The following is a 22,844-nucleotide window of genomic DNA, read 5'->3' as shown; positions in this document are numbered from 1 at the left end:
CCGATGGGAATACGCCTGCCCACCTGGGTCTGGATCGGCGCGGTCGCACTCTCGTGCGTGGCCGGCATGGTCAACGTGGTCGGCTTCCTCGGGTTCGAGCATCAGGCGGTCAGCCACATGACCGGCAGCACCAGCCAGTTGGGCATGGCGCTGGCGCAGGGGGATTGGCGCGCCGTCGGGCACCTGTGGGGGCTGCTGATCGCGTTCTCGCTGGGCGCGATGCTCAGCGGCCTGCTGATCCAGGACAGCGCCCTGCAGCTGGGCCGGCGCTATGGCGTGGCACTGGCGCTGGAATCGGCGCTGCTGCTGGTGGCCATTCCGCTCTTTGAACAACACCAGATCTGGGGCGCGCTGGCCGCCGCCATGGCCTGCGGCCTGCAGAACGCGATGGCCACCACCTTCAGTGGCGCAGTGGTGCGCACCACCCACCTCAGCGGCATGTTCACCGACCTCGGCATCGGCCTCGGCCACCTGCTGCGTGGGCTGCCGCTGCAGGTACGGCGGCTGACCCTCAGCGGCCTGATCATCAGCGGCTTCCTCGCCGGCGGCGTCCTCGGCGCCTGGCTGTTCATGCGCTGGCAGTACGACGCCCTGCTCGCCCCCGCCCTGCTGACTGGCCTGACCGGGCTGGGTTATGTGCTGTACCAGCAATGGGCGCGTTGGCGGTATTGAATCAAGGACATCCACGCATGGCGTGGATCTACCTTCCCCTGCGGGACCACGGCACAATCAACCGATGAGCCCGACCACTCCCGTTTCCGCCCTCACCATCGCCGGCTCCGACTCCGGCGGTGGCGCCGGCATCCAGGCTGACCTCAAGGCCTTCGCCGCACACCGCGTGCATGGCCTTTCCGCGATTGCTGCACTGACCGCGCAGAACACCCGCGGCGTCATCGCCGTGCACGTGCCACCCATCGAGTTCCTGCGCGCGCAGCTGGATGCCTGCTTCGACGACTTCGACATCCACGCGGTGAAGCTGGGGATGCTGGCCAACGCCGAAGTGATCCATGCCGTCGCTGATGCACTCGAAAAGCACCGCCCGCCACACGTGGTACTGGACCCGGTGATGGTCGCCACCAGTGGGGCACGCCTGCTGGAAGACAGCGCATTGCAGGCCATGCGTGAGCGCCTGATCCCGCTGGCCACGCTGATCACCCCCAATACGCCGGAAGCAGAACTGCTGGTCGGCCGGAAGATCAGCAACGGCGAAGACGCAGAACAGGCCGCCTCGGCCCTGCTCGACCTCGGTGCCGGCGCAGTGCTGCTCAAGGGTGGCCACCTGCATGAGGGCAATCGCGTGATCGATCGCTACTTCGACGGCGTCAGCAGCGAAGAATTCATCCACGCCCGCCTGCCGCTGGATGCGCACGGCACTGGCTGCACGCTGGCCTCGGCCATCGCCGCGCAGCTGTGCAACGGCCTGAGCCTGGCCAACGCCTGCGAAGCCGGCATCGACTACGTTGCGCGCGGCCTGCAGCAGGGCTATGCCCCCGGCCGCAGCGAGGTGCTGGTGCTCGACCACTTCGGCGCTGCACCGCACGCATGAACCTGACGCCGGCCCTCCTTCCAGTGCAGTGCAACGACGGGCATCGCTACGAAGTGATGGCCTGCATGCCCGCACAGGCCATCGCCCGCTTGTTGTGGCTGCCAGCGCTGGGTGTGGCCGCGCGCCACTACCTGCCGCTGGCACAGGCGCTGGCAGCGAAGGGCGTGGCGGTCTACCTGCATGAGTGGCGCGGCAACGGCAGCAGCTCACTACGCCCGTCGCGCGCGCACGACTGGGGCTATCGCGAGGTACTCGAGCAGGATCTGCCGGCCAGCCAAGCGGTCATGGCGGCCGCCGACGAGGAAGCAGGCCCCCTGCCCTGGATCATCGGTGGCCACAGCCTGGGCGGGCAGCTGGCCTGCGTGCATGCCGGCCGCAACCCTCTGCATTTCCACCACTTGTGGTTGGCGGCCAGCGGCTCACCGTTCTGGCGTGGATTCCCGCCACCGCGCGGCTGGCTGCTGCCACTGGTTTACCGTTTCCTGCCGTGGATCGCGCAGCGCCAGGGCGTGCTGCATGGCCGTCGTCTCGGATTCGGTGGCACCGAAGCACGCGGACTGATCGCCGACTGGGCGCGCATCGGCCTGAACAACCACTACGCCGCCGCGGGCATGGGTGAAGACCTCGACGCACAGATGGCGCGCGTGCACGGCAGCGCCCAGGCCGTGCTGATGGAACACGACTGGTTGGCCCCGACCGGGTCGATGCAGGCGTTGCTGGCAAAGCTGCCGAATGTGGACGCGAAGCTGCGCGTGCTGTCCGCGCAGGAACTGGGCACGCGCGCCGATCACTTCGCCTGGCTCAAGGCACCGAATGCCGTGGCGGACAGCTTTTTCATTCAGTTGGATGAAAATTTTCACAAAACTGTTGACGGTGTGCGCCGACATCCGCATAATTCCGCTCCTGTCGCAGGGCGCCCGTAGCTCAGTTGGATAGAGTACCTGGCTACGAACCAGGCGGTCGGGAGTTCGAATCTCTCCGGGCGCACCACTCGACAGGTTTTCAGCATCCGCCGCTGAAAATGCAGTAAAATTAGGCAGTAAGTTGATTGTGTACCGCGCGCCCGTAGCTCAGTTGGATAGAGTACCTGGCTACGAACCAGGCGGTCGGGAGTTCGAATCTCTCCGGGCGCACCATACACAGTCGGCACAACAAGTTTATGTAATTGGCGCCCGTAGCTCAGTTGGATAGAGTACCTGGCTACGAACCAGGCGGTCGGGAGTTCGAATCTCTCCGGGCGCACCATTACACCGAAACAGCAGGCCTCGGCCTGCTGTTTTTTTATGCGTGTTTTTCGGCAGGGCTGCGCCCTGCACCTGCAGATGCTTCAAGCCAAGGCAACGGCAACGGCAACGGCAACGGCAACAGCAAAAGCTGGCATTCTGTGGGTTGGCGGGGCGGTGTCGGAGTGCGGGGACGCCGCAAGTACGTCCATGTAGGCTTGGCAGCCGCATCCATGCGGCTGACACCCCGCACTCCGACACTGCCCCACCTCTGACAGATTTCCGCGATCTGATGGATTCACGCCATGCGTGGATGAATCTTCATCGAGTTCGAGTATTTCGACAATTGATCGAAGAGCATCCACGCATGGCGTGGATCTGCCGTGTCGACCAAGGTCGACACCTACCAACAGCAGCGGAAACTGTCGAAGGCGGGGTGGGTCCGGTTGCGGGAGTGTCCGCGGCATGGGCCCGAGGCATGCCTCGGGCGGGTTGGGCAGGACGCCCAACCCTGGTCTTGCCGTGTGTGCAGGACTGCACACACGAGCAAGCCGCGGCCAAGCCCCCATGGACGGGTATACGGCGTCTCCCGCAACCGGACCCACCCCGCCATCCCTCAGCAAACCAGCTTCTGCTGTTGCTGTTGCTGTTGCTGTTGCTCTGGATCGTAGCGGGTGCAGGGCGCAGCCCTGCCGTACGCCTACCCCCTGGCCATTGCCTGCCACCACTGCGACAGCAGCTCCGGCCTGCGCAGGCGCTCGCGCCACCAGCGCAATGCCGCGCCATCCTCACCGGTGCGCCAGGCCAGCCAGAAGGTCTCTTCCGGCTTGTGCTCCTCCACCTCACGGATCACCAGCTGGCCGCGCGCCACTGCAGCGCGCGCGCACGGCTCGGGCAGGAAGCCGAAGCCCACGCCTTCGCACTGCAGCTTCAATTTACTGGCCATGTCCGGCACCGTCAGCATCTCCTGCCCCATCAACAGGCCCACCGTGCGCGGCAGCAGCCTGCGCGCCGAATCGGAAACGGCGATCGCGCAATGCTCGACCAGCTGCTCGCGACCCAGGACGCCCGACACGTTGGCCAACGGATGTTCGGGTGCGACCGCGAACACGAACTCCACCGTGCCCAGCGGCTCGACCACATAGCCGCCACCACTGGGCCCTTCGCCCGGCGCGCCGACCAACAGGTCCGCACGGCGGTCGAGCAGGGCCTCCCAGGTGCCGGACAGGGCCTCGCCGATCAACCGCAACCGGGTCGGTGCCTCGGCCTCACGGAATGCGGCGATATCCGGCCCAAGCAGCCAGGTCGGGAACACCGAATCCACCGCCAGGGTCAGTTCGGTCTCCCAACCCGACGCCACCCGGCGCACCCGCAGCTCCAGCTCGCGGGCCGCGCGCAGCAGATGCCGGCCTTCGTCCAGCAGCGCGCGCCCGGCCTCGGTCAGCTCTGCACGTGGGCCGACCCGGTCGAACAGCTGCACACCCAGATCCTCCTCCAGCTTGGCCACGGTATAGGAAATCGTCGAGGGCACCTTGTGCAGGGCCTTGCCGGCGCCGGCAAAGGAGCCACGGCGGTCGATGGCATCCAGGATCTGCAGGGCATCGAGGCTGAGCTTGAGCATTCGAATTTTTCGATGATGGCCGTCAAAACTATCCGTTTTTCAAACCCCGGGCGCAAGCGGATACTTCTCTCCAACGGGAAAACACAGCGGTCACCGACCACCCCGCCCCATCGAAACCATCGAACAAGGAGATTCCATCATGCTGCAGATCCGCAAGAGCGCTACCCGTGGCCTGGCCGAGCATGGCTGGCTGTCCTCGCGCCACACCTTCTCCTTCGCCAACTACTACGACCCCCGTTACGTCAGCTTCGGCCCGTTGCGGGTGATCAACGAAGACAAGGTGATCGGCGGCCAGGGCTTCGGCACCCATGGCCACAGCAACATGGAGATCATCTCCTACGTGCTGGGCGGTGCACTGGAACACAAGGACTCGATGGGCACCGGTTCGGTACTGCGCTACGGCGACGTGCAGCGCATGAGCGCCGGCAGCGGCGTCACCCACAGCGAGTTCAACCACTCCGCCGACGAGACCGTGCATTTCCTGCAGATCTGGATCTTCCCGGACACCGAGAACATCGCGCCGTCCTACGAAGAGACCCACTTCGCGCCGGACAGCAAGCGCGGCCAGCTGCGCCTGATCGCTTCGCCGGACGGTGCCGAGGGTTCGCTGCGCATCCACCAGGATGCCCGCATCTTCGCCACCATTCTCGATGGCGGCCAGAAGCTGCATCACGCCCTCGGCAACGGTCGTGGCGCCTATGTGCAGGTGGCGCGTGGCCAGCTGCAGGTCAACGGCATCACCCTGGAAGCCGGTGATGCGCTGCAGGTCAGTGACGAAGCCCAGCTGACCCTGGAAAACGGCAACGACGCCGAAGTGCTGGTGTTCGACCTGCCGCTGTAAACACGCCCTGTCCTGAAGACGTGGCCCAGCGATGCGGAAAGGCATCGCCGGGCCCGCTGCGCCTGATGGACGGCCCGCAATCGTATTCGGCGTTCGGTGACCCGAATGCCCCTTGCCCGATGCGACTGGAAACGCTTTCATGGCAGTGTTTATCCGGACCCGCTCTCGCATGACGCCTTCATCTCCGCGTGCCCAGCAGCACGCCACCCGTGCCGCCTTCTTCATTCCTGGATTCGCCACCGCCGCGTGGGCGCCGATGGTGCCTTACGCCAAGGCCAAGGCCGGGCTGACCGACGCCAGCCTCGGCGCCGTGCTGCTGTGCCTCGGGCTCGGCTCGCTGCTGGCGATGCCGCTGGCAGGTGCACTGACGGGGCGGTTGGGTTGCCGCCGGGTGATGGTGATCACCTGCGCGATGATGCTGTGCGCCCTGCCCTTGCTGGTGCTGGCACCCTCGCCGGTGTCGCTGGGCGCGGCGCTGTTCGTGTTCGGTGCCGGCGTCGGTGCACTGGATTGTGCGATGAACATGCAGGCGGTGGCGGTCGAGCGCGATGCCGGGCGCGCGATGATGTCCGGCTTCCACGCCTTCTACAGCATCGGTGGATTCGTCGGCGCTGGCTGCATGACCGGGCTGCTGATCCTCGGCACGCCGCTGTGGCTGGCCGCACTGGTTTCGGTGGTGGCACTGCTGCTGGTTGCGATGCTGTCGGCGCCGCATTGGCGTCCGCAACGGATCTTGCACGAAGGCCCCTTGCTGGCACTGCCGCATGGCGTGGTGCTGTTCATCGGCGTACTGGCCTTCGTGGTGTTCCTCGCCGAGGGCTCGATGCTGGACTGGAGCGCCGTGTTCCTGGCCGAAGTGCGGCAGGTGCCGCGTGACCAGGCCGGGGCCGGCTTTGCGTTGTTCACCCTGGCGATGACGGCAATGCGCCTGTTCGGTGACGGCATCGTCGAGCACCTCGGCCGCACCCGCACCCTGGTCTTCGGCGGTATCACGGCCGCGGCAGGCTTCACCCTGGCCACGCTGGTGCCCTCGTTTCCGGTGGCGCTGGCCGGCTACGTACTGGTCGGGCTGGGCTGCGCCAACATCGTGCCGGCGCTGTTCTCGATGGCAGGCCAGCAGCGGGTGATGCCGGAGAGCATCGCCATCACTGCCGTGACCACATTGGGTTACGCCGGCATCCTCGCTGGTCCGGCGGCGATCGGCGCAGTGGCACATGCCACCAGCCTCGGCTTTGCCTTCCTGTGCGTCGCCCTACTGCTGCTGGGCGTAGCCGCCTCCGCCCGCTCACTGGCACGGCGCGTGGCCTGACAGAAAAAGGGGACGGAGGGGATTAAGTCGCATCTGCCCCGAGTGTGCTGCAAACGACTTAATCCCCTCCGTCCCCTTTTTTCAGCCGTGTGCCAGCCATTCGGCCTGGGCCGGCAGCTGTGGGGCTGGGCACGCGCTCTGCGGGTGGTGCTCGTCGCGCGCCATCCAGTCATCCACCACGCCGGCCAGCAGGTCCAGCCGCAGCGGCAGGGTGATGTGGTCCTCTCCACGCATTTCGATGTAGTGCGCGCGCGGGTTGGCCTGCGCAAGCTGCCGGCCCTGGCTAACCGGAATATGCTGGTCACCCTGCCCGTGCAGCAACAGCACGCAGGCGCGGGTATCGGCCAGCGCACGCGCGACGTCGACGCGGTCCAGATCGACATCGATACGGCGGCTGGCGGCGGCGATCACCTGGTTGATGTCCTGGCCCCCATAGCGCCAGCGTGCGTACGACGCCACCGCCTGCGCCTTCAGGCCCTCCGGCTGCAGTCCCATCAGGTGCGGGATCATCGTGCGGATCGCCGCACCGGCATTGGCGAACGATTCCATCGCCACCACGCCGGCCACCTGGTCACCCAGCTTGTCGGCGGTGAACACCGCCGTGGCCGCACCATAGGACACACCGAACAGGTACAGCGGGCCGGTCACTTCGCCGCGCGCGCGCAGCTCGCCGATGACATCGACGACGTCATCCGATTCATAGGTGCCATAGCCGGACGGACCTGCACCGGACTGGCCATGGTTGCGCAGATCGAGCGTGACCACGCGGTAGCCGGACTCGGCCAGCTGCAGCGACCATGGCAGCATCGAATCACCATTCATCATCCACCCATGCAGCAGCACCACGGTGCCGCGTGGCGCCTGCGCGCGGAACGGCTGTGGCACGGCCAGACTCAGGCCGGTATCAAGAGGCAGGCCGTTCTCATGACGCTGCGGAAGGTAGTGGTACCGCGCGCCGTAGTCGCCGGGGTCGAACACGCGCCAGAAGATCGGCACGCCATCGCGACCCGCTGCGAAGCCATGGCGGTTGGGCAGCCCGGCAATGGCCGCGGCGATGCGCGGGCGATCGAGCAGGGTCGACACGCCGCCTGGCGCGATCAGCCGGTCGGCAAGCGAGGTGGACGAGGCGTTGATCGAGGATGAGCATGCAGCCAGCCACAGGCCGGCGCACGCCAGCAGCAACAGCAGCAGGCGCTTCATGGGCAATCGGGAAAGGATGCGACAGCGTGGCAGGTTAACGACGCGGGCGTGGGCCATCTATCGCGCGTGGATGACGGCTTGATGACAATGCGGGATCGATTCAGGTTGTCACAATGGCGCGATCGACCTCGGCATTGATCCGGATCAATGAATACGCCGGCATGCTTGCCCACAGTGCCCCCATGCGCACCTCGTTCAAGCTCGCCATTGCCCTGGCCGCCACGCTGGCCGCCGCCTATGGCATCGCCCGCAGCACGCCCTACTGGTTCGCACCTCGGCAGGCCGCGCAGGTCGACATCCACGACCCGGCGCTGATCGCACAGGGGCAGTACCTGTCGCGCGCCGCCGACTGTGCGGCCTGCCACACCGCGCCGGGCGGCAAGCCGTTCGCCGGTGGCCTCGGCATGCAGACGCCGATGGGGACGATCTACTCGACCAACATCACCCCCGATCCGGAAACCGGCATCGGCGCCTACGACTACGCCGACTTTGAACGCGCGGTACGTCGCGGCATCCGTCACGATGGCCAGCCGTTGTATCCGGCAATGCCGTACGCCTCGTACGTGATTGCCCGCGACGCCGAGATCAAGGCGCTGTACGCCTATTTCATGGGCTCGGTGCAGCCGGTGAAGCAGGACAACGCCGACAGCACGATTCCATGGCCCGCCAACATGCGCTGGCCTCTGGCATGGTGGCAACTGCTGTTCGCACGCCCACGCAGCTTCAGCCCGGATCCGTCGCTGGACGCCGGCCAGCAGCGTGGTGCCGAACTGGTGGAAGGCCTGGCGCATTGCGGTGCCTGCCACACGCCACGCGGGCTGGCGTTCCAGGAAAAGGCGATGGCCGATGATGGCAGCCGCCAGTTCCTGTCCGGTTCGGTGCTGGAAGGCTGGTACGCGAAGAACCTGCGCAGCGAATCGACCGGTCTGGCCAGCTGGCGCGAGGGTGAGATCGTGGACTTCCTGCGCACCGGGCGCACCGATCGATCGGCGGCCTTCGGTGGCATGGCCGACGTGGTCGAGCACAGCACGCAGTACCTGTCCGACGCGGACCTGCTGGCGATGGCCCGCTACCTGAAGCAGCTGCCCGCCCGCGAAGGACGCAGCGCACAGTGGTCGCCCGGTACTGACACCACCACCGCCGCACTGCGCAGCGGCGACTATCGTGTGGCCGGTTCGCTGGCCTATGCCGAGCACTGCCAGGCCTGCCACCGCGCCGACGGCCGCGGCATGCCTCGCGTCTATCCGGCCCTGGCCGGCAACTCGATCGTGTTCGCCGACGATCCCAGCTCGCTGGTGCAGGTGACCCTGATCGGCGGCCGCACGCCACAGACCCCGCACGACCGCATGGCCTTCACCATGCCAGGCTTCGAGCAGCTGCCGAATGCGCAGCTGGCACAGATCCTGACCTTCATCCGCAGCAGCTGGGGCAATCAGGCCAGCGCAGTGAGCGAGGTCGACGTGGCGCGCATGCGCCGGGTGGTGCGCGACAAGCCGGTGCACTACGTTCCGCAGGAGGCCGCACAATGAAGCGTTCGCGCACGCGTCCCCGCCTGCTGATCGGCAGTGCGATCACCCTCATGGTGCTGACCGGCGCCGGTACCCTGGCCTACCGTCATCTGTACCCGGACCTGGATGCCGCCGTCGCCAGCACGATCGATATCCTCGATGCGCAGGGCAAAGTGGTCGGCCACTACCATGCGCCGAGTGCCGAGGAGATCGCCGGTCTCGGCAATGCCGAATCGGTGATGCTCGGCCGCCGCCTCCTCAACGAGACTGCACGGCTGCTGCCGGACAATGTCGGCAACGATCTGAACTGCAATTCGTGCCACATGGCCGAAGGCAAGCGGCCTTTCGGCAATCACTACTTCAACACCGGCGGCGGCGCCTATCCGCGTTACATGCCGCGCCCGGGCAAGGTGATCGGGCTGACCGAGCGCATCAACGGATGCCTGCAGCGTTCGATGAACGGCAAGCCTCTGCCGAAGGACTCGCCGCAGATGCGCGCGATGCTCGATTACATGGCGTGGTTGAGCAGTCCTGTGCCAGAGGGTGCAAAGGTGTCCGCCCCCAGTGAGGGGCCCATCGACAGCACGCTGGCCCCGGACCCGATCCGTGGCCAGGCACTGTACGCCGTGCAGTGCGCCGCGTGCCATGGCGACAACGGCGGAGGACGGCGCGACGCCAGCGGTGACATCGCCTTCCCGCCGCTGTGGGGCGACCACAGTTTCAACATCGGCGCCGGCATGGCGCGCCTGTACAAGGCCGCCGGCTTCGTCAAGCACAACATGCCGCCGGCGGTGACCCGCGAGCCCCCACTGGGGCAGCAGGTGATGCCCGACCAGGATGCGGTGGACATCGCCAGCTACTTCATCAACCAGCCGCGGCCGGACTTCGCCAACAAGAGCAAGGACTGGCCGCGCGACCCGAAACCCAAGGACGCGCGGTACTGAGCACCCCGTGGGTCAGCGCTTGACCAGCTCGACCCGCCGGTTGCGTGCCTTGCCTTCTTCGCTGCCGTTGTCAGTCACCGGCCTGTCGGCGCCGAATCCGGCCGCCTGCAGGCGGTCGGCGGCGATGCCCTTTGCGGTAAGCGCGGCCACCACCGAGGCCGCGCGATCCTCCGACAGGCTGCGGTTACGTGCTGCGGCACCACTGTTGTCGGTGTGGCCTTCGATCGACAGCTTCAACGCCGGATCAGCCCGCAGCAGCTCGAGCACCTGCGCCAGCTGCGGTTCGGAGGCCGGCAGGATCTGCGCCTTGTCCGTGGCGAAGTTGACCTGGATCGCCACGCGGCCGTCGCTGTCCAGCTTCTTCTTCAGCGCATCGGCCGGCAACAGCGCCGCGGTCTGGGTGAAGCCCGTGCGTTCGGCCACCACCCAGCCGGCACTGAGGTATTCCAGGCGGGCGTGTACCCAGACCTGGCGGCCGTCTGCCAGATCGACGCGGTAGACCACGGTGTCATGGTTGTCCCAGCTGTAGCTGGCCGCGTTGCCGTAGGACGACTGCACCTGCTTCGGCACGCTCTCGGCCGCCTCATGCGGGATGCGTCCCTCGAATACCCTGGTGCCGTTGGCCTGGGCCATCATCGCCTCAAGGTTGCGGCGCACTTCGTGCATCGAGTACTCGCGCTCACCCTTGTCGAAATCAGCCGCGAAGGTGCGGCCCTCGACCTGTTCGAACCGATCACCGGTCCAGAACGGGAAGGCATCGAAATCACGTTGCTCGGCCTTGTTGCGGTCACGATAACCGGCGGGCAAGGACAGATGCGGGAAGCTGTCCGACCACTGCGCGGTGGCCTTGAACGGCACTTCATCCACGACCACCAGGCCGGCGCCATTGCTGTCCACCGCCAGTTGCACCCACACGGTGCGGTCGGCCTGGCGCAGCACATAGACCGTGGTGGGCGCGTCCTGTTCACCGTTCACTGCGTCGATGAAGCCACCACCAATCTCGCCTTCCAGCTGCGGGCCGTAGTAGATGTCGCGCAGCAGCTCGCCTTCGAACACCTTGCGGCCACCGGCAGCGGTGATCACGCCATCGAAGTTGCGCTGCACTTCCATTGCGGAGAATGTCTTGTCCGGAGCGTTGTTGCTGTCGGCCACGATGCGCGCCGACCAGCTCGGGCCTTCCACCCAATGCACCCCCTCGCCCATGCGGAACGGGAAGCGGGCCCATGCCCGCGGGTGTGGTGCGTTCTGCGGCGCATAGCCCTGCGGCAGGCTGAAGAACGGTAGTTCGCCCAGCGCGGCGTCGCTCAGCGGCACGCTGGCTGGGTCGAAGGGCACCAGCGGCACAGCCTTGCCCTCACGGTCGGTGAGCGCGACGCCATCGGCGGCGGCTGTTGAACCGGCCGGGGCGGCGGCCGCTGCTGCGGTCTCATCCGCCGTGGCTGGCGCGGGCGGTGCCACCTCTCCATTCGAGGGCGCCCGGTTGCATCCTGCCAGCAACACCAGGGCTGCCCCGCCCAGCCAGATCTTCGATCGCTTCTGCATCGCCACCACCTCAGGTCCATTGAAGCGCCGAGCATACCCGAAGGCCGTGACCGCCCCCACAGTGCCATCGTTCCTGCGCTGCCACGTCATGCCGATGTCATTGGCGCTGCCGACACTCCGGGGTTTCCTCCCTCTGAAGGTCCGGTTTCGATGCGAACGATTGCGCGTTTTCCCCGTGTCTCGCTGCTGGCCCTGCTGATCGCCCCCGCACTGGACGCCCTGGCCGAAGCACCGCAGGGCGAGGCGGCCGAAGCGCGCAGCAGCGATGCCCGCACCCTCGATCAGGTGCAGGTGATCGGGCAGGCCACCAGCTACGCCAAGACATCGGTGCGCGCGGAAACGCTGAACCGGCAGACCGTGATGAGCAGCGTCAACGATGCACTCAACGAGGTGCCCGGCGTGGTGGTCAGCGAAGCCGATGCCACCGGCTCATCGGTGTGGGGCACGCAGATCAGCATGCGTGGCTTTGTCACCAACCGCGACACACAGCAGATCGGCACTACCATCGACGGCCTCCCCAACGGCGGTTCGGGTTACGGCGGCGGCTCGCTGGCCAACCGCTACATCGACGCCCTCGACCTGGAAACGGTGGAAGTCAGCCAGGGCACTGCCGATATCTCCTCGCGCTCGAACGAGGCCCTGGGCGGCACGCTCAACTTCCTTACCAGCGACCCGCTGCAGGACAGCCGCCTGCGCTTCGTGGTCGGCGCCGGTGACAACGATGCGCGCAAGTACTACGTGCGCTACGACACCGGCCTGCTCGGCGGCCACACCCGCGCCTGGGTCAGTGCCTCGTCGGCGCGCGTGCATGACTGGATCGATGGCAGCGGCAAGACCAGCAACGACCACATCGCCGGCAAGTTCATCACCGAACTGGATCGCTGGACCCTGACCGGCTACCTGTCCTACAACGATGCCGACGAGCCGGAATACACCAGCGTCTCACCGAAGGGCTTCGCGACCAATCCGGATCGCGACAACCTGGTCGGTATCCTCACCGGCATTCCCTACCTGGACCAGAACTACCGTTCCGGCTCGCGTGCGTTGCGCGAGAACACCTTCGGCTACCTGCGCGCGGCCTTCGACGGTGGCAACGGCTTCAAGGCCTCGGTGGCCGCCTACGGGCACCGCATGCAAGGTCGTGGCGACTGGCTGCCTCCCTATCTGGCGCAGGTCAGCGATGACGGTGCGGGCCGCCCCGAGTCGGAGTACATCGGTGGAAAAACCGTGTTCGGCGGCAGCAACCGTGGCCAGATCTTCTTCGTCAATCCCGACGGCAGCGCCGCGCAGCGCCTGGCCAACTGCACGCCGCGGCTGGGCTTCACCGCCGAATACGATCCGAACTGCTACGCCGGCAACGTGCTGGGCGCGCAGTCGTATCGCCACACGCACTACGACAACGACCGCATGGGCGTGACCGCCGACGTCGAGTGGCGGCAGACCTTCGGCACGGTCGACAACACGATCCGTGGCGGTCTGTGGGTGGAGAAGCTGGACCGTTCGGCGCGCCGCGACTGGCATCGCCTGCTCAACGTCGGCCAGGACATCGCCTTCGACTACCAGCCGTACTGGGTACAGTTCGAGGACAAGTACAAGGTTGACGAGCAGATGTACTACATCGAGGACGTGGCGCGCTTCGGGCCGTTCAGCGCACGCCTGGGCGTGAAGCAGTTCTTCGTCGACCAGTCGCGCCGCCGCGTGATCGGTGCCAGCGAACACGTCAGATCCGATTCCAGGTCCGACCCGCTGCTGTCCACCGGCTTGACCTGGGCACCGGGCGTGGAAGGCATGGAGCTGTTCGCCGGCTTCTCGCAGAACTTCGCCGCGATTCCTTCCGGCGTGCTCGGCGAGACCGACCCGCAGCGCTTCCGCAACGTCGAGCCGGAGACCGCCGACAACATTGAAGTGGGCATGCGCATCAGCCGCTGGCCGCTGACCGCCTCGGTGACCCTGTACAACATCAAGTTCGACAATCGCATCGTCTACCTGCCGGCAGGTTTCGTCAGCGGCATCGACTATCTCGGCGAGACCGACGGCGTCTACGAGAACTTCGGCGGCGTGGAGAGCAACGGGCTGGAAGCCGCGTTCGGCTACGGCTGGGACAACGGCTGGCGCCTCAACGCCGCCTATACCTACAACCGCTCCAGGTACCTCGGCAGCGGCGATGCCGCGCGCGATACCCAGCTGGGCATCGTCGATGGCGCCAAGGTGATCGGCCAGCCCGAACAGACCCTCGTCCTGTCGGCGGACTGGCAGGGTGAGAACTGGAACTTCGGCCTGTCCGGCCGTTACCTGGGCACGCGCTATCTCGACGCCGCCAACGTCAACAAGCTGCCGTCGGCCACCGTGTTCAACGCCAACATCGGCTTCGACCTGCAGGGCCTGTCGCCGCGCCTGAAGGGCATGGGCGCCAACCTGGTGGTGAGCAACCTCACCGATAAGCGGTATCTTGCAGGGGTGGACGGGCGCGACAACGCCTTCATCGGCGCTCCGCGCACCGTCGGCATCTCTTTCCGCGTGGACCTGTGAGTGAGCCCGTGACCGATATCGGCCGACGCCGGTTGTTGCAGGCCGGCGTTGCCGCCGGCCTTTCTCCACTGCTGCCCAGCATCGCCCGGGCCGCAGCGATCGCCCCCGCCGCGCAGACGCGCAGCCTGGAAGACCTGCAGCACATCGTGGTGTTCATGCAGGAGAACCGTTCGTTCGACCACTACTTCGGCACGCTGCCGGGCGTACGTGGCTTCGGTGATCGGTTCGTCGCCCCGGCCGCCGCGCTGCAAGCAGGTGGCCGCGTCCGCAGCCTGTGGCTGCAGCCCGATGCCAGCGGCAAGCGCGCGATCGCGCCGTTCCCGCTGGATACCGCCGCGCACTTCGGCTACATGCGCGTGGAAGGCACGCCGCATACCTGGCCCGATGCGCAGCGCGCCTGGGACCAAGGTCGCATGGGGCAATGGCCGATGGCCAAGCAGAACCACTCGATGGGCTACTTCCAGCGCAGCGACCTGCCGTTCCAGTTCGCCCTGGCCGATGCCTTCACGGTCTGCGATGCCTACCACTGCGCAATGCAGGCCGGCACCAACCCGAACCGGGTGTTCCTGTGGACCGGCCACAACGATGGGCATGCGCGTGCCGGCGGCCCGGTGATCGCCAATTCGCACGACAACTTTCCCGAACAGGGCGGGTACCCGGCGTCGTACCGCTGGACCAGCTATGTCGAGCGCCTGCAGAGGGCCGGCGTGTCCTGGCAGATCTACCAGGACATGGCCGACAACTTCACCGACAACCCGCTGGCGGGCTTCGAGGCCTTCCGTCAGGCCCACCGCGCGGCGCCAGGGCATGACCCGCAGTTGCGCGCGCGCGGGGTCAGCACGCGGGGCCTGACGCAGCTGCGCCAGGACGTCATTAACGGGCGCCTGCCGCAGGTCAGCTTCATCATCGCCGACGCGGCCGGTAGCGAGCATCCTGGTCCTTCCAGTCCCGCCCAGGGCGCGGGCTATACCGCGCGCGTACTGGATGCGCTGACCGCCGATCCGCAGGTGTGGAGCCGCACTGCCCTGCTGCTGATGTTCGACGAGAACGATGGCTTCTTCGACCACATGCCGCCACCTGCCCCGCCTTCGCCGATGGACGGTGGCTGGGCGGGTGTGTCCTCGGTCAGCACCGAAGGCGAGTACCACCGCCACCCGGCACCGGGTGACGAGAAGTACGATCTCGCCGAACTGCGCGGGCGCCCGTACGGTCTGGGACCGCGCGTGCCGCTGTACGTGATCTCACCGTGGAGTCGCGGTGGTTGGGTCGATTCGCAGGTGTACGACCACACCTCGGTCATACGGCTGATCGAGCGCCGCTTTGGCGTGGCCGCGCCGGACATCTCGCCGTGGCGCCGTGCGGTCTGCGGCGACCTCAGCAATGCGTTCGACTTTGCCCAGCGCGATACCCGCCCGTTCGTCCGCGGCCTGCCCGACGTGAGTGCGGTTGCCGCACGCGCCGCTGCCTTGCCGGGGCGCACCGTGCCCACGCTGCCGGAGGGGCTGAAGCCAGCGAAACAGGAAAGCGGTGTACGTCCCGCGCGCGCCCTACCCTATCGACCGCAGGCATCGATTGCCGCAGTCGATGCCTTGGGTGTGGATCTGACGCTGTCCTGCGAAGGCACGGCGGCAGTGCTGCATGTCTACGATCGGCTGCGGCTGGATGCGGTACCACGCCGCTACACGCTGCTGCCAGGTACGCCGCTGCGCGAGCGCTGGCCGTTGGACGCCCAGGGCCGCTATGACCTTTGGCTGCTTGGTCCGAACGGTTTCCACCGCCACTTCCAAGGTGCGTTCAAGGCTCCTGCCGTGCAGGCTTCAATCGAGCGCGCGGACGGCCAGCTGCGGCTGCACCTGCGCAATCTGCACAACAGCGCGCAGAATGTGCGGGTGCAGGCCGGTGCCTATGCCGGGCACATGCCTGAGCAGGCGCTGGCGCTGCCGGCGCATGCTGAGGCCACGGTGGCATGGGACGCGGCGCCCACCGCAGGGTGGTACGACCTGCGCATCGGTGCGGGCGACAGTGCACTGCGACTGGCCGGCCGCGCCGAGGATGGGCGCCCCGGCACCAGTGACCCGGCAATGGGCAGCGAGCCCTTGCGGTTCGAGCACGATTGAGGAGCCCTCCGTAGAGCCGAGCCCACGCTCGGCTGCTTCTCGCCCTGGTCGCATTGCCCCGACAAAGCAGCCGAGCATGGGCTCGGCTCTACGGGGCAGATCGGCAGATTCAGGCCTCCTGCAGCCCCGGCCGGCCGTGCTCCACCGCGTAGCGCTTCCAGCTCTGCAGCACGCCATTCGGCTGCATCACGGAGTCCAGCGTCTTCATGTCGCCGATCCACGCATCGCGGGTGACATCACACAGCACGTAGCCACGCTTGTCGGTGGTCGCCCTCAGATAGGGGCTGTGCGCTAATTGGTTCCTGGCATACGCATCCACACCCTGACCATCGGCGCCAGAGGTGATCGACGTGGCGAGGAACTCGCTGGAGATCACGCCCGAGTCACGGTGGTCCTGCACCAGATCGCTGGCATAGTGGCGATGCGCGTCGCCGCAGGCGGTCACCACGTTGCCGAAGCCCACCTTCTGGATGTGCTCAAGCAGGCGCCGGCGGCTGTCCAGGTAGCCCGACCACTGGTCATCGGACGACTGCACTACCCCGTCCTTCTCGCGCATGTAATTGCCCAGCGCCACCTGGTGGGCGATGGTATGCCAGCGCGGTGCAGCATCGGACAGGCCGTCGAACAGCCAGCGTTCCTGCTTCGCCCCCACAATGCTGCGCTCCGGCGATTCCACCTCCTCGCGCAGCGTCATGTTCACCTGCTTGCTGCGGTACTGGCGGGTGTCGAGCAGGTGCAGGTCCATCAGCGTGCCGTAGCGTGCGCGCCGGTACATCTGCATGTGGCCGTCGCGCGGGAACGCCGAACGGCGCAGCGGCATGTTCTCGTAGTAGGCCTGGAACGCCTGCGCGCGCCGCAGCAGGAACACTTCGCTGGGCGTATCGTCCTGGTCTTCGGCGCCGGCCCAGTTGTTGTCCACTTCATGGTCGTCAAAGGTGACAAACCAGGGAGCCGATGCATGAGCGGCCTGCAGGTCGGCATCGCTCTTGTACTGGGCGTAGCGGCGGCGGTAATCATCCAGCGTATAGATCTGCGGGCCGACGTGGTTGCGCAGGTTGGTGAACGGCTGGCCGTTCATCTTCCGCAGGCCCGGCTGGCTTTCGCCTTCGTAGATGTAATCGCCGTAGTGGAAGACGAAGTCGAGCGGTTCCTCGGCGATGCGCCGCCACGCGGTGTAGTGGCCTTCTTCGTAGTGCTGGCAACCTGCCACCGCAAAGCGCACGCGATCCACCGCTGCCGTGGCTGCCGGCAGCGTGCGGGTGCAACCGACCGCACTGGCATGGCCACCCACGGTGAAGCGGTACCAGTAGGGCCTTCCGGGCGCCAACCCGTCCAGCTCCACATGCACGGCGTGACCGAGTTCGGGATGCGCCATCGCCGAACCCTGGCGCACTACCTTGCGCATGCCTTCGTCCGCTGCCAGCTGCCAATCGACCAGCATCGGCCGGGCCGGCATGCCACTGCCGAACACCAGCGGCTCGGTCGCCAGGCGCGTCCACAGCACCATGCCATCGGCCGAGGGATCCCCCGAGGCCACGCCCAGGGTGAAAGGTGTGCTGGCAAAGCGCGGCTTGGCCAGCAGGTTGCGCGGGTTCAGCGCGGTGGCATCGGCCCGCGCGGCCAGCGCATGTGCCGTGCCCATCCAGGCACCGGCAGCGGACAGGCCGGCCAGCGCCAGGAATCGCCTGCGATTGATCGTATCCACGGCTGTGCCCTCAGTTGTAGATGATGTGGAAGTAGAAGAAGCGGCCGTAGTCGTCGATCTCGGTTCGGAAACGCCCGTTCGGACCGGTGCTGTAGGTTGGCTGGGTGTTGAACAGGTTCTTGGCCTCGTACTTCAGCGTCACGTGCTTGCCGACCTTGTGGCTGAAAGCCATGTTGAACGTCAGGTATGGGTCGTAGTACGAATCCAGCCATTCGGTGTCACCGAAGTCGACCAGCATCCGGCTGCGGTAGGTTCCGGACAGGCGCAGCTGGGCGCTCCTCCATGGCATGCGCCAGATCACCGAACCATTGAGCGACCAGTCCGGCTGGTACAGCAGGCGATCCAGGCGACGCTTGGTGCCGTCGCTGATGCGGTAGTTGGTCTGGCCTTCCAGCCGGGTTGCATTGAAGTACATGTCGAAGCGCTGGCGGCCCCACTGCAGATTGCGATTGGCCACCGCGAACTCGACGCCACGCAGCTTCGACTCGTCGGTGTTCATCGGCTGGGTGACCCGGTAGCGGGTGTCCCCCACGTTCTCGAACGTGGTCAGGGTGTAGATATCGTCCTTGATCACCTTGTCGAACAGCGCCACCGAGACCAGGCCGTTGTTGCCGTTGAAATACAGGTCCCACGCCAGGTCGATGTTGGTGGAACGGCGCGGCTGCAGGTTGGCGTTGCCCTGCTTGATGCTGCAGAAGCCCCTGCCCTCCTCGTCATCGCCACAGCTGGTGCTGGTGGCCTGGGCGATGTTGCTCGGCGTCGGCCGGCCCAGCGTGCGACTGGCGGAAAAGCGCAGGCGCTGCTCCTCGCTCAGCTTGAACGTCGCATTCAAAGACGGCAGCAGGTTGTTGTAGCCACCGCTCGTGTTGCGGAAGGCGGAGGTGTAAGTGGTGCCACCATCATCGCTGAACGGGCTGTAGGCATCGAAGCGGGTGTGGTCGTAAAGCAGGCCGCCGATCAGCAGCAGCCGGTCCCAGGCATAGTGAGCGGACACATAGGCATTGGTGATGTCCTCCACGTACTTGTAGTCGCTGGTGAAGTTGGCATTCGGATACGCCGCATTGTTGTTGCCCAGTTTCGGCAGCAGTTCCTCGTTCCACTCGCGGTTGTCGATCAGAGGGAAGCCCGGCACGCTGCCCAGCAGCGTCGACCCCGGATACAGGTAGTCGTTGAGCGTGGCGCTGCTCCTGAAGTAGTCGAAGTCGATGTCCTGCCAGATCTTCAGGTGGCGGTACTCGGCACCGGTGGCCAGGCCGAAGCCACGCGCATCGGCGTCGATGTTGTAGCTGAAGTCCGCGCGCAGGTTGTCGATGCTCTCCTTGGCATCGCGCGGAGAGACATAGGCCTGCGCCGGATTGAGCTTGAACGCGGAGCTGGTCAGCAGGCTGGAATCGGAAACCGCCACCGCATTGGGGAAACCGTGGCTGTCGTTTTCGTAGTCGACGAACAGATTGCTCGGGTAGGCGCGCACTCCCCAGTAGACCTGGCTGTTATGGAAGGTCTCTTCGGTGTGGCCACCGCGCAGGGTCAGGCGCGAACGGTCGCCGATGTCCCAGTTGAAGCTGGCGATGGCGCCACGGTTGCTGCGGTCCCAGCGGTCGTGGCGGTTCTTGATGTAGATGCTGTTGATCTGCGTGGTGCCGCTGTCCTCGGTCTGGTTGCGGATCGGAAACTTGGCGTTTCCATACAGATCCGTCTTGTTCATCGTCGAGTTCTCGTAGAACCGGTACGAGTACAGCAACAGCGATGCGTAGAACGGATCATCCGAGGGCTTCCACTCAAGCTTGGCGGAGCCACCGAAGTTGGTGATGAAGTTGGTATAGGTGCCGGTGCTGAAGTTGCCAGGCGCACGCAGGCCGTTCCAGCCCTTGGCCTCGTCCGGACCCGTGGTGCCGTCGGTGAGGTATTTTCCAGCGTCGTTGTAGTAGTAGTTCGACTCCACCCAGCGCTTGACGCTGTTGCGTGAACGCTGCTCATAGCGTGCCACCGCAACGATGCCGAACTCCTGGTCGGCGCCGAACTGGTTGGAGAACACCATCTTGGCGCTCTTGCCGAAATGGCCCAGGGTCTCGTGGTTGCCGCCAGCGCTGCGCTCGACGTTGGTCTCGGCTGTGGAATAGATGCCTGCCACGTCGGCAAACACGTACCTGCCCGACCGGTCGAAGGCACTGCGGCTGATGATGTCGATCACACCGCCGATCGCATCCGGTGCCTGCTCCGCGCTGAAGCTCTTGTAGATGTCGGTACGGGTGCCGATGTCGCTGGGAATCAGCTGCAGGTTGTTCATGCGCTCCCCGGAGCCACTGCCACCCACGCTGGCAATCGCGATGCCATCGATGGTGGTGTAGTTGAGGTTGGCCTGCACGCCGCGTACCGTCACGTAACGTGGCTCACCAGCATCCTCCACCGCACTCAGGCCTGGAGCGGCCATCAGGCTCTCGGCCAGGGTCTCGTCGCCGTAGCTGTCCATCTCGTCGTAGACCACCGAATCCTTGATCACCGGCGACGACTTCTTCTGGTCGATCACCTCGTGCGCGGCAATCACCTTCACCGTGTCCAGGGTCGGCGCCACCACCGCTCCGGCCTCGCGCGGCATCGGCGCGGCTGGCTTCGGCGCGTTGCATGCGGGTGCCGGATCGATGGCGATGACATTGCCATCCACCACGGTGTAGCCCAGGCCGGTACCCGCCAGCAGTGCGTCCAACGCCTGCTTGACGGTGGCGCCACGTGGCACAGCCCCGGCCATGTGCGCTTCACCGCTACCCGAGTACAGGAACTGCACGCCGGAACTGCGCGACAACTGCTCAAGTGCACGGGCCAGCGGTTGCGCCGCGATCGGCGCCGACACGCGGGCTTCAAGGCCATCGGCAGTGGCCGCGGCCGCCATTGGCACGCTGCAGGGAGACAGGGCGAGGATGATCGACAGGTAGAGCGTGTTGCGCATCACGGGTCCTTGGAAGAGAGAAGGCAGCAGGCGCCGCTGCGTGGCTCGGCAGCGGCTTCTTCCAAGTAAGAGCCCGCATCCACCGAAGTGGAGAACGCGGATTCGATGAATTTTTTCTGACAGCCCACCACCGCGCGGGCCTCAGCGACTGCCGACCCGCACTGTGTCGCCTTCGCGCCTCACCACGAAGCGTGGGTCGCGTTCGAGGAAGGCCTGCAGCGCACCGATGCGATGCGCATCGAGGCTGCCGGACAACCGTGCCGATGCCGCGCCTTCGTCCAGCACGCGCACCTGCACCAGGTTGTGCCGGTTGAAGGCAGCTGCTACCTCGTCCAGCCGCTCATCGAGGAAGGACACTTTGCGCTGCTGCCAATCCAGCAGCATCGACAGCGGCATGTCCACTGACTCGACGGCATGGCTTCGCGCATCGACCTGCACCACCCGGCCCTGCTCCAGCTGGGCCAGGCGGCGTGCACCCGCGCCCTGGCTCCAGACCTCGACCTCGCCGGAGACCACGCCGATGCGGGTGCTCTGCAGCCGTCGCGATACATCGAACACCGTGCCGATATCCCGGATCTCCAGGCCGTTCACTTCCACCTCGAACGGACGACGGTCGCGGGCGATGTCGAACGTGGCCTCCCCCTGCAGCAGCTCCACCTTTCGGCTGAACCAGCCCATTCGTACCCGCAGTCGGCTGTCCGCGTTGAGCCGCACCTGGGTCTGGTCGGGCAGCACCAGGTCGCGGAGTTCACCATGCCCGGCACTGTAGAGATGCTGGGTGGGCATCACCTGCGAAACCAGGCCCACGCCGATCAGGGCAACACAGGCCGCGGCAGAGACCATCCACCAGCGCACGCGACCGCGACGCAGCACGGCGCGGGGCGGCGCGTCCGAACGACCGAACAGCGGCACCACCTTGGCGGCGACCTGCCGCGGTGGCACCAGCGCCTCATCAGCCAACGGCGATTGCAGCGCCTCGCCCACCTGCCGGTGCAACGCGAGCGCGCGCATGTAGGCGCGAACATGCTCGGGCGAGCGCTTCATCCAGTCCAGGAACGCGACACGCCCGGCCTTGTCCAGCACCCCCTCGCGATTGCACAGGAACCAGTGCGCCGCCTCACGTGCGACCTCGTCGTCAGGCCTGCGTGATGGATACCGATTCATGTGAGCTCCCTGGCGCCCAGCGCCTTCCTGCAGGCGTCAAGCCCCTTGCCGATATGCTTGCGCACCATGTGCACCGACACCTGCAGCTGCTGGCTGATTCCCGGGCAGTCCAGCCCGTCGCGGTAGTGCAGCACCATCACCCGGCGCGTGGTCGCCGGCAACCGCGCGATGGTGCTGCGGATATCGTTCCAGCGCTGCGCACGCTCGAATTCGCGCTCGATGTCTTCTTCGCTTTTCAGCACTTCGGCCAGCAGATCGATGTCTTCCAGCGGCGGCAGCGACGACCGCACGCGGGCGTGCTCGCGCGCCAGGTTGGCCGCCACGGTGAACAGGTAGGCTTCCGGGTTCTCGACCGCGTCGGCATCCTCGCCGGTGCTGCGCAGCAGCCGCAGATAGACCTCCTGCGCCAGGTCTTCGGCATCTTCGCTGGCCGAACCGCGACGCAGGAAGAAGCCACGCAGCAGCCGGCGCCGCAGTTCGTAGCTCTTCTCCCAGATCCTCACGCTGTTCACGGCCGGCCAACCACCCCGAGGCTGGAAAGCCCAGCAGGGTGACCGCCATCGATGACAGTGGCGTTTCAACGACCGGCAGGCAGCCGCTAGAATGCCGCCCCTGCAATGTCCCGGCAGCCGGCACAAGGAGTGCCCAGCA

The 22,844-nt window shown here is 66.3% G+C and carries 16 protein-coding genes and 3 tRNA genes; 12 read left to right on the top strand and 7 right to left on the bottom strand.

The genetic code is table 11. The annotated features are described in order from the left end of the window. Nucleotides 1-3: 3 nt before the first annotated feature. The 6 genes from ACS0OT_RS07780 to ACS0OT_RS07755 all read left to right on the top strand — a co-directional run bounded on the left by ACS0OT_RS07780 (nucleotide 4) and on the right by ACS0OT_RS07755 (nucleotide 2,791). Nucleotides 4-672 (top strand): YoaK family protein, encoded by a 669-nt coding sequence (locus tag ACS0OT_RS07780; RefSeq protein WP_005409047.1) that lies wholly within the window; start codon nucleotides 4-6, stop codon nucleotides 670-672. 64 nt (nucleotides 673-736) lie between these two features. Further along, entirely contained in the window at nucleotides 737-1,546 is an 810-nt protein-coding gene (gene thiD / locus ACS0OT_RS07775; RefSeq protein ID WP_005409046.1) for a bifunctional hydroxymethylpyrimidine kinase/phosphomethylpyrimidine kinase, read from the top strand. Further along, nucleotides 1,543-2,469, top strand: a complete 927-nt coding sequence (locus ACS0OT_RS07770; RefSeq protein WP_262219667.1) for an alpha/beta hydrolase family protein — start codon at nucleotides 1,543-1,545, stop codon at nucleotides 2,467-2,469. Before thiD ends, ACS0OT_RS07770 begins: the two co-directional genes overlap by 4 nt. Then, a tRNA-Arg gene (locus tag ACS0OT_RS07765) sits at nucleotides 2,460-2,536 on the top strand. The genes ACS0OT_RS07770 and ACS0OT_RS07765 overlap by 10 nt, the downstream gene beginning before the upstream one ends. Before the next feature lie 69 nt (nucleotides 2,537-2,605). Further along, nucleotides 2,606-2,682: transfer RNA gene (locus ACS0OT_RS07760), tRNA-Arg, on the top strand. Nucleotides 2,683-2,714: 32 nt separating this feature from the next. After that, nucleotides 2,715-2,791, top strand: a tRNA-Arg gene (locus ACS0OT_RS07755). A 678-nt stretch (nucleotides 2,792-3,469) separates the two neighbouring features. Here ACS0OT_RS07755 and ACS0OT_RS07750 read toward each other — a convergent pair. Next, nucleotides 3,470-4,390, bottom strand: coding sequence for a LysR family transcriptional regulator (locus ACS0OT_RS07750; protein ID WP_005416107.1), 921 nt, complete (start codon nucleotides 4,388-4,390; stop codon nucleotides 3,470-3,472). 139 nt (nucleotides 4,391-4,529) lie between these two features. Between ACS0OT_RS07750 and ACS0OT_RS07745 the strand changes: the two genes are divergently transcribed. Then, nucleotides 4,530-5,231, top strand: coding sequence for a pirin family protein (locus ACS0OT_RS07745; protein ID WP_065195819.1), 702 nt, complete (start codon nucleotides 4,530-4,532; stop codon nucleotides 5,229-5,231). A gap of 169 nt (nucleotides 5,232-5,400) precedes the next feature. Continuing rightward, complete coding sequence (locus ACS0OT_RS07740) at nucleotides 5,401-6,540, top strand: MFS transporter (RefSeq protein ID WP_095377458.1); 1,140 nt, start codon at nucleotides 5,401-5,403, stop codon at nucleotides 6,538-6,540. Nucleotides 6,541-6,621: 81 nt separating this feature from the next. Here the strand turns inward: ACS0OT_RS07740 and ACS0OT_RS07735 are convergent, their stop codons facing one another. Next, the gene (locus ACS0OT_RS07735; RefSeq protein ID WP_005416104.1) at nucleotides 6,622-7,740 is read right to left on the bottom strand and encodes an alpha/beta hydrolase; all 1,119 of its coding nucleotides are present in this window, start codon (nucleotides 7,738-7,740) and stop codon (nucleotides 6,622-6,624) included. Nucleotides 7,741-7,922: 182 nt separating this feature from the next. On the opposite strand from ACS0OT_RS07735, the gene ACS0OT_RS07730 reads away from it, so the two are divergent. Both ACS0OT_RS07730 and ACS0OT_RS07725 read left to right on the top strand, forming a co-directional pair. Then, nucleotides 7,923-9,269, top strand: a complete 1,347-nt coding sequence (locus ACS0OT_RS07730; RefSeq protein WP_139726960.1) for a c-type cytochrome — start codon at nucleotides 7,923-7,925, stop codon at nucleotides 9,267-9,269. Then, a complete protein-coding gene (locus ACS0OT_RS07725; RefSeq protein ID WP_065179458.1) occupies nucleotides 9,266-10,192 on the top strand; it encodes a c-type cytochrome in 927 nt (308 codons plus the stop codon). The genes ACS0OT_RS07730 and ACS0OT_RS07725 overlap by 4 nt, the downstream gene beginning before the upstream one ends. A 12-nt stretch (nucleotides 10,193-10,204) precedes the next feature. On the opposite strand, the gene ACS0OT_RS07720 is transcribed toward ACS0OT_RS07725, so the two are convergent. Beyond that, a complete protein-coding gene (locus ACS0OT_RS07720) occupies nucleotides 10,205-11,734 on the bottom strand; it encodes an OmpA family protein (protein ID WP_065195817.1) in 1,530 nt (509 codons plus the stop codon). A 150-nt stretch (nucleotides 11,735-11,884) separates the two neighbouring features. Here ACS0OT_RS07720 and ACS0OT_RS07715 point away from each other — a divergent pair, with 150 nt between their 5' ends. Together ACS0OT_RS07715 and ACS0OT_RS07710 are read left to right on the top strand one after the other, a co-directional pair. Beyond that, nucleotides 11,885-14,263: a TonB-dependent receptor domain-containing protein gene (locus ACS0OT_RS07715; protein ID WP_262219669.1), complete on the top strand. Its 2,379-nt coding sequence runs from the start codon at nucleotides 11,885-11,887 to the stop codon at nucleotides 14,261-14,263. Between the two features lie 8 nt (nucleotides 14,264-14,271). Further along, entirely contained in the window at nucleotides 14,272-16,380 is a 2,109-nt protein-coding gene (locus ACS0OT_RS07710; RefSeq protein WP_329888784.1) for a phosphocholine-specific phospholipase C, read from the top strand. A 109-nt stretch (nucleotides 16,381-16,489) separates the two neighbouring features. Here the strand turns inward: ACS0OT_RS07710 and ACS0OT_RS07705 are convergent, their stop codons facing one another. From ACS0OT_RS07705 to ACS0OT_RS07690, 4 genes are all read right to left on the bottom strand, one after another. Beyond that, complete coding sequence (locus ACS0OT_RS07705) at nucleotides 16,490-18,085, bottom strand: alkaline phosphatase D family protein (protein ID WP_138953697.1); 1,596 nt, start codon at nucleotides 18,083-18,085, stop codon at nucleotides 16,490-16,492. 10 nt (nucleotides 18,086-18,095) lie between these two features. Next, on the bottom strand, nucleotides 18,096-21,029 hold the full coding sequence (locus ACS0OT_RS07700; protein WP_442256166.1) for a TonB-dependent receptor: 2,934 nt from the start codon (nucleotides 21,027-21,029) through the stop codon (nucleotides 18,096-18,098). A gap of 141 nt (nucleotides 21,030-21,170) precedes the next feature. Then, nucleotides 21,171-22,193 (bottom strand): FecR family protein, encoded by a 1,023-nt coding sequence (locus ACS0OT_RS07695; RefSeq protein ID WP_065179453.1) that lies wholly within the window; start codon nucleotides 22,191-22,193, stop codon nucleotides 21,171-21,173. Continuing rightward, entirely contained in the window at nucleotides 22,190-22,705 is a 516-nt protein-coding gene (locus ACS0OT_RS07690; protein ID WP_065179452.1) for an RNA polymerase sigma factor, read from the bottom strand. The genes ACS0OT_RS07695 and ACS0OT_RS07690 overlap by 4 nt, the downstream gene beginning before the upstream one ends. Between the last annotated feature and the right edge of the window lie 139 nt (nucleotides 22,706-22,844).

It is taken from the genome of Stenotrophomonas maltophilia group sp. RY12688 (assembly GCF_052149045.1).
Lineage (GTDB): Bacteria > Pseudomonadota > Gammaproteobacteria > Xanthomonadales > Xanthomonadaceae > Stenotrophomonas > Stenotrophomonas sepilia.
The sequence above is the reverse complement of the archived record's forward strand: the minus strand, read 5'-3'. Positions and strand labels throughout refer to the sequence as shown.